Below are 5330 nucleotides of genomic sequence, written 5' to 3'. Positions count from 1 at the left end.
ATGGAACCCCTTCCGCGTAACCTCGCGTAACCTCCCCCCTGCTACCCTGAGGCTAACCCGTAAGGGGGTGAAGGAGATGCTCAAGGAAGTGCAGGAGGTCAAGGTCGGCGGCCGGACGCGGCGGGTCCACGTGAGGCCCTTCGCCTGGAACCTGCACGCGCCCACCCACATGGAGTGGACCCCGGACGGCAGGCTCCTGGTGGTGGAGCGCACCACGGGCAAGGTGAAGGACGTCACCAAGGGCGGGGACATGGAGGAGGCTAAGCCCTTCGCCTGGGGGCTCCAGGGGCCCTCCAGCATGTGCCCGCTGCCAGATGGTAGGTTTTTGATCACAGAGTTCTGGGGTGGGCGAATCAGAGACATCACACAAGGTGGAGACGCACGCAAATCTGATGTTTTAGCTGAGGGGCTACAGGCGCCATACAGTCTTGTTTACGATGAAAGGCGCCAAAAACTTTCTGTAACGGTCTCGGAGGGGCGCCGCTCCAGAGCTGATGTACTCATAGATCTCCAAACGGGACAAACGGAACCCTTGGTGAAGGATATACCTCTTTTCCCGCCTCCCGGTTTCGAAGATGTTTCGTCTCCCCCTGATGACCCCAAAAGGAAACGGGGTATAGCTGTCTTCGCTGGATGTAACGACTGGAAGAAAGTCAATCGTGTTCCCGAACTCCCCTATGGCTCACTTTTGACTGTCGCCGAGTACCTCTTGGGTGTACCTGATGCTGGAGGCCCCTTTACCTTCGGAGAACTCCTGGAACATCACTGCTTAGCTTCGGGTCTTAACTTTACGGGAGGAATGATAGACGACCCCCTGAACCCTGAGATAACTTACATCACACAGCCGTTACGGGGCTCGGTCATCGCTGTAAACGTTAGGGACCAGGGTGACTACCGACATCAGCCTCCCGTCGTTTCCGGGTTGCCGATGGTTTCCTGTGTCAGGATTTCGCAAAATGGCGAAAAAATGTTCGCTTGTTCTATCTCTGGCGGGGTGGTCTGGGTAATAGAGGGGTTTTCTCCACTTGAGGCATAAAGAGTCTGTTTTGGCTGAGGCCCTGAGCGACCTCGGGGCCTCCCTGGGCTTTAGCGCCCTCGCCCTGGAAGTGGCCCGCACGGGGGAAGCCTTATGGGTGGGCTTCTTCGCCGCCCTGGGCTACCTTACCCTAGGGCCTCTTCTCCTCCTCAGCCCCTGGGTGGAGCGGCGGGGCCTGGCCCGGGCTCTCCTGGAGTTGCGCCTGGCCCGGGGCCTCCTGTTCCTCCCCCTTCCCTTCCTGCCGCGGGAAGCCGCCCTCCTGGTCTTCTACGCTTACCCCCTTATGGTCCTCACCGACCTGGCCATCGTGGCCTGGGAAGGCCTCCTGGTGCGGAGAGGCCGGGACAGGCTGGCGGAAAGGAGCGGCAAGCTCTACGCTGCCTGGGAGGTGGGAGGGCTGGTGGGAGTCGGCCTCGGCCCCGCCCTCTTCGCCCTCCATCCCGCCCTCCCTTACCTCCTTGCCGCCGGGATCCTCCTCCTGGCCTGGGCCCTCCTCCGCCCCGCCCTCACGGGGGAGAAGGGGGAGAGGGAGGAGGCGACGAGGCCCGAGGCCTTGGTGCAGTCCCTCCGTCGCCTCCTGGCCTACGCCCCCCTCAGGCCCTATCTCCTCCTTTCCCTCCTCTTTACCCTGGCCCACGCCCTCACCACCGCCCTTCTGGGCCTTCTGGCCCTCCGGGCGGGCACCCCGGAAGCCCTCTTCGGCCTGGTCTTCGTGCTGCAAAGCCTGGGGTACACCCTGGGAAGCTACTTTGCCGGGCGGGTCCCACCGGCCCTGGCCTTTAGGCTGGGCCCATTAGGGGCAGCCCTCGGGGGGATGGGCTTTCTCCTGCCCTTTCCCCTCCTCCTCGCCGCCCCACCCCTCTTAGGCCTGGGGGTGGCCCTCCTCAGCACCCACCTGCGGGCGGTGCGGGGCTGGCTCCTGCCCAAGGAGGGCCTGGCCCCAAGCCTTGCCGCCATCCGGGCCCTCCTCTACGGGGCCGGGGCCCTGGGGGGCCTGGGGGCGGGGGTCCTGGGCAAGGGGAATCCAGCCCTGCCCCTCCTCCTAGGAGCCTTGGGATTCCTGGTCCTTCTTCCCTTCGCTTTAGGACCCCTCCACCCTAGGCGACTGGAGGCCTTAAGGCAAGAAGAAGCAGAGTAGGAATCTTGGACAAGGAGAATCTACCCCTTCTCGTTTTGGGCCCGTTTCCGGCCAGCCTGTAGGCGTATGACAATAGCCCTCCTCCTCTGGCTGGAGGCCTTCCGCCTCTTCGGGGCGGGGTTCTTCTACTTCGCCCACGCCGCCCTCACCGCTCTTGGGGCCTTGAGCCCCCTAGAGGCCAGCTTAGCCCTGGCCTTCCGTCTCCTGGCCGAGCCCCTCTTCGCCCTCTATGGGGGGCATCTGGCCGACCGGTGGCCCAGGGGAAGGCTCCTCCTCCTCCTGGCCGGGGGGCTCCTCCTCGCCCTCGCCCCCTGGGTGGGAAGGGGGTGGCGGTGAAGGCAGGCTAGGTCTCGCCGGCAAACGCGGCTCTGGGGCGCCGGAATGGGGCCTGTGGTAAAGTGAGAAGGGAATGGTAAAGTCCAGGGTAAGCAGTAAAGGGCAGATCACCCTCCCCAAGGCGATCCGGGAGGCCCTTGGACTCCGCCCCGGAGAAGAGGTGGTCTTTGAGCTCCGGGAAGGGGGGGCCTTCCTCCGCCCCCGGCGCCGCGTACCCCTGGAAGCCCTGCTCGGGCGCCTGAAGGGCAAGCGGGGGTTCCCCGGGGAAGAGGCAGAGAGGCGGGCGCGGGAGGAGGCGTGGGGGGAAGGGGCCTAAAGCCTTACTAAGAGACTGTCGTAAAAGTCCGCTATACTTGAAGGGTGGCTTCTACACGGAGATCTTACCCCAGCGACCTGTCGGACGCGGAGTGGGCCATCCTGGAGCCGTTGATCCCCGCCCCCAAGCCCGGTGGCCGACCCGCAAAGGTGCCGAGGAGGGAGATCGTCAGCGCCATACTTTACGTCCTGGAAAACGGCATCAAGTGGCGGGCCATGCCTCACGACTTGCCCCACTGGTCCACGGTCTACCACTACTTCCGCAAGTGGCAGAAGGAAGGGGTTTGGGAGAAGGTAGCTCAGGTTCTGGCCCGTCGTGACCGGGAGCGGGGAGGACGGTATGCCTCCCCGAGTGCCCTGGTTATGGACAGCCAGTCGGTGGTCACGGGCATAGCCCGTATCTTGCAGACGAGTGAAAAGGGGGGCCCCGGGGACACGACGGGGCGAAGAAGGTCAAAGGGAGGAAGCGGCAGATCCTGACGGACACGGGGGGCCGTCTTTTGAAGGCCTTTGTCCACCCGGCCAATGAGCACGACAAGTGGGGTGGGCAGGCGTTGCTTTTGGGGATGGACCTCTCCTTGTGGCCCCGGGTACGCAAGCTCTTTGTGGACTGGGGCTACCGGGGTTTGCGGGAGGTGGCTAGGGGGCTGGGACTGGAGCTGGAGGTGGTGGCCCGTCCTTACGCGGGGGTGCGGGGGGTCTGGGTGCGGGAGGGGGAGGAGGTGCCGGAGATCCCGCGGGAGGGTGGGTTCAAGCCCCTGCCCAAGCGGTGGGTGGTGGAGCGGACCTTTGCCTGGATGGGGCGAAACCGACGGCTGGGGAAAGATTACGAGTACCACCCTGAGGTAACGGAAGCCTGGATGTATTTAGGCATGATACGCTTGCTGGTGAAGCGGCTGGCCAGGGCCGCATAAGCTGGAGGAGGGGACTTTTACAACAGTTTCTAAGTGCCAATCCTTTATCATCTCAACATGGCAGCCCCACTTCGGATCCAGCTGACCCCTGAGGAGGACCGGCTCCTCCTGGAGCTCTCCCTGGACCCAAGGACCCACAAGAAGACCCGCCTGTGGGCCATGATGGTCCGCCTGGCGGCCGAGGGCTGGACCGCCCCAAAGATCGCCCAGCACTTCCACAAGGACCGCACCACGGTCTACCTCGTCCTCCGGCGCTTCGTGAGGGAGGGTCTCCAGGGCCTCGCCTACCGCAAACCCCCGGGAGCCCCCAGGAAGTTCACCCCGGAGATGGCCGCCTTCGTGGAGGAAAGGCTGGCGGAAGACCGGGTCTGGACCGCCCCCCAGCTCTCGGCGGCCATAGCCGAGCGCTTCGGGGTCCGCCTGGCCCCCAAGGTGGTGGCCCGGCACCTCAAGGCCATGGGGTATGTGTGGAGACGGACGCGGTACGTGCCCAGGGGTAGACCGGAGGCGGAGGAGGTGGAGGCCTTTGTGGAGGAGGAAGAGGAGGCGAAAAGGGGGCTCAGGAGGGGGTGATGGAGGTGGGGTACTTGGACGAGAGCGGGTTTGCCCTGACCCTGCCTCCCACGTACGCCTGGTGCCGGAGGGGGGAGGCCAAGGGGGTGCCGCGGGCGTGGGGCAAGGAGGGGCGGGTGAACGTGGTGGGGCACCTGGTGCGGGGCCGGGAGGGGGAGCGGCTTTTCTTTGCCCTTTTGGAGGGGCCGGTGCGGTGGGAGGTGTTGCGGGGGTATCTGGACCGGGTGGCTGAGAGCTTGGGTAAGCCTTTGAAGGTGTTCATGGACCGGGCGCCTTTTCACCGGTGCCGTGGGGTGGAGGAGAGGAAAGGGGTGTGGCGGGGGCTGGGGCTGGAGGTGGCTTACCTGCCGCGGTACAGCCCGCATCTGAACCCCATGGAGGGCGTATGGCGGCGGGTGAAGGGGTTTTTGATGCCGAGGCGGCACTACGGGAGCGTGGAGGAGCTTAAGGAGGCGGTGGTGCAGGCCCTAAAAGCCCTGGGGGGTGTGGAGTTGAAAATCTTGGAGGAGGGCACTTACCTGGACACCTCCCTGATGCTCCGCCTCCTGACCGGAGACCCGCCGGAGCTCGCCGCCCAAGCCCTGGAGGTGTTTCGCGGGGCCGAGGAGGGGCGCTACACCCTGGCCGTCCACCCCTTGGCCGTGGCCGAGGCCTTCTACACCCTGGTCTCCTTCTACGGGGTGGGGCGGGCCGAGGCGGCGGGGGCCCTCTTGGACCTGCTGGACCGGGAGGGGGTCCTTCTGGAGGACGAGGAGGACCTCCGCCCCGCCCTGGAGGAGGCCGGGAAGGGAGGGCTCAGCCTGGTGGACGCCTTCTTGGCCCACCGCGCCCGCAGGCAAGGGGCTGGGCTTGCCACTTTGGACCGCAAGCTGCGAAGGCGGGCCGGGGTAGAGCTGCTTCCCTAGGATTCGGCCTGTTCCTCGCCAGAAGCTATCCCCCCAAGATCCCTGCCTCCCCATCGCCCAGGCCCGGGTGGCGAGGCTCCGCCGGGAGTACGGGGTGTGAGGCCGGGGGAAAG

Annotated in this window: 5 protein-coding genes and 2 pseudogenes; all 7 read left to right on the top strand. The window is 65.5% G+C overall.

What is annotated here, in order from left to right; genetic code table 11:
- Positions 1-76 precede the first annotated feature (76 nt).
- Positions 77-1036 carry a hypothetical protein gene (locus L0D16_RS12130; RefSeq protein WP_243032442.1) on the top strand — a complete coding sequence of 320 codons (960 nt, stop codon included), beginning with the start codon at positions 77-79 and terminating at the stop codon, positions 1034-1036.
- A gap of 10 nt (positions 1037-1046) precedes the next feature.
- A complete protein-coding gene (locus tag L0D16_RS12125) occupies positions 1047-2174 on the top strand; it encodes a hypothetical protein (protein ID WP_176758237.1) in 1128 nt (375 codons plus the stop codon).
- Positions 2175-2240: 66 nt separating this feature from the next.
- Positions 2241-2510 carry a hypothetical protein gene (locus L0D16_RS12120; RefSeq protein ID WP_130842623.1) on the top strand — a complete coding sequence of 90 codons (270 nt, stop codon included), beginning with the start codon at positions 2241-2243 and terminating at the stop codon, positions 2508-2510.
- A 73-nt stretch (positions 2511-2583) separates the two neighbouring features.
- The gene (locus L0D16_RS12115; protein ID WP_130842622.1) at positions 2584-2826 is read left to right on the top strand and encodes an AbrB/MazE/SpoVT family DNA-binding domain-containing protein; all 243 of its coding nucleotides are present in this window, start codon (positions 2584-2586) and stop codon (positions 2824-2826) included.
- Between the two features lie 44 nt (positions 2827-2870).
- Positions 2871-3739: pseudogene (locus tag L0D16_RS12110) on the top strand (IS5 family transposase).
- A gap of 57 nt (positions 3740-3796) precedes the next feature.
- Positions 3797-4827, top strand: a pseudogene (locus L0D16_RS12105) (IS630 family transposase); the annotation flags it as partial.
- 18 nt (positions 4828-4845) lie between these two features.
- Positions 4846-5217, top strand: a complete 372-nt coding sequence (locus tag L0D16_RS12100) for a PIN domain-containing protein (protein ID WP_130842628.1) — start codon at positions 4846-4848, stop codon at positions 5215-5217.
- Positions 5218-5330: the final 113 nt, after the last annotated feature.

Source organism: Thermus altitudinis (assembly GCF_022760835.1).
Taxonomy (GTDB): domain Bacteria; phylum Deinococcota; class Deinococci; order Deinococcales; family Thermaceae; genus Thermus; species Thermus altitudinis.
The sequence above is the reverse complement of the archived record's forward strand: the minus strand, read 5'-3'. Positions and strand labels throughout refer to the sequence as shown.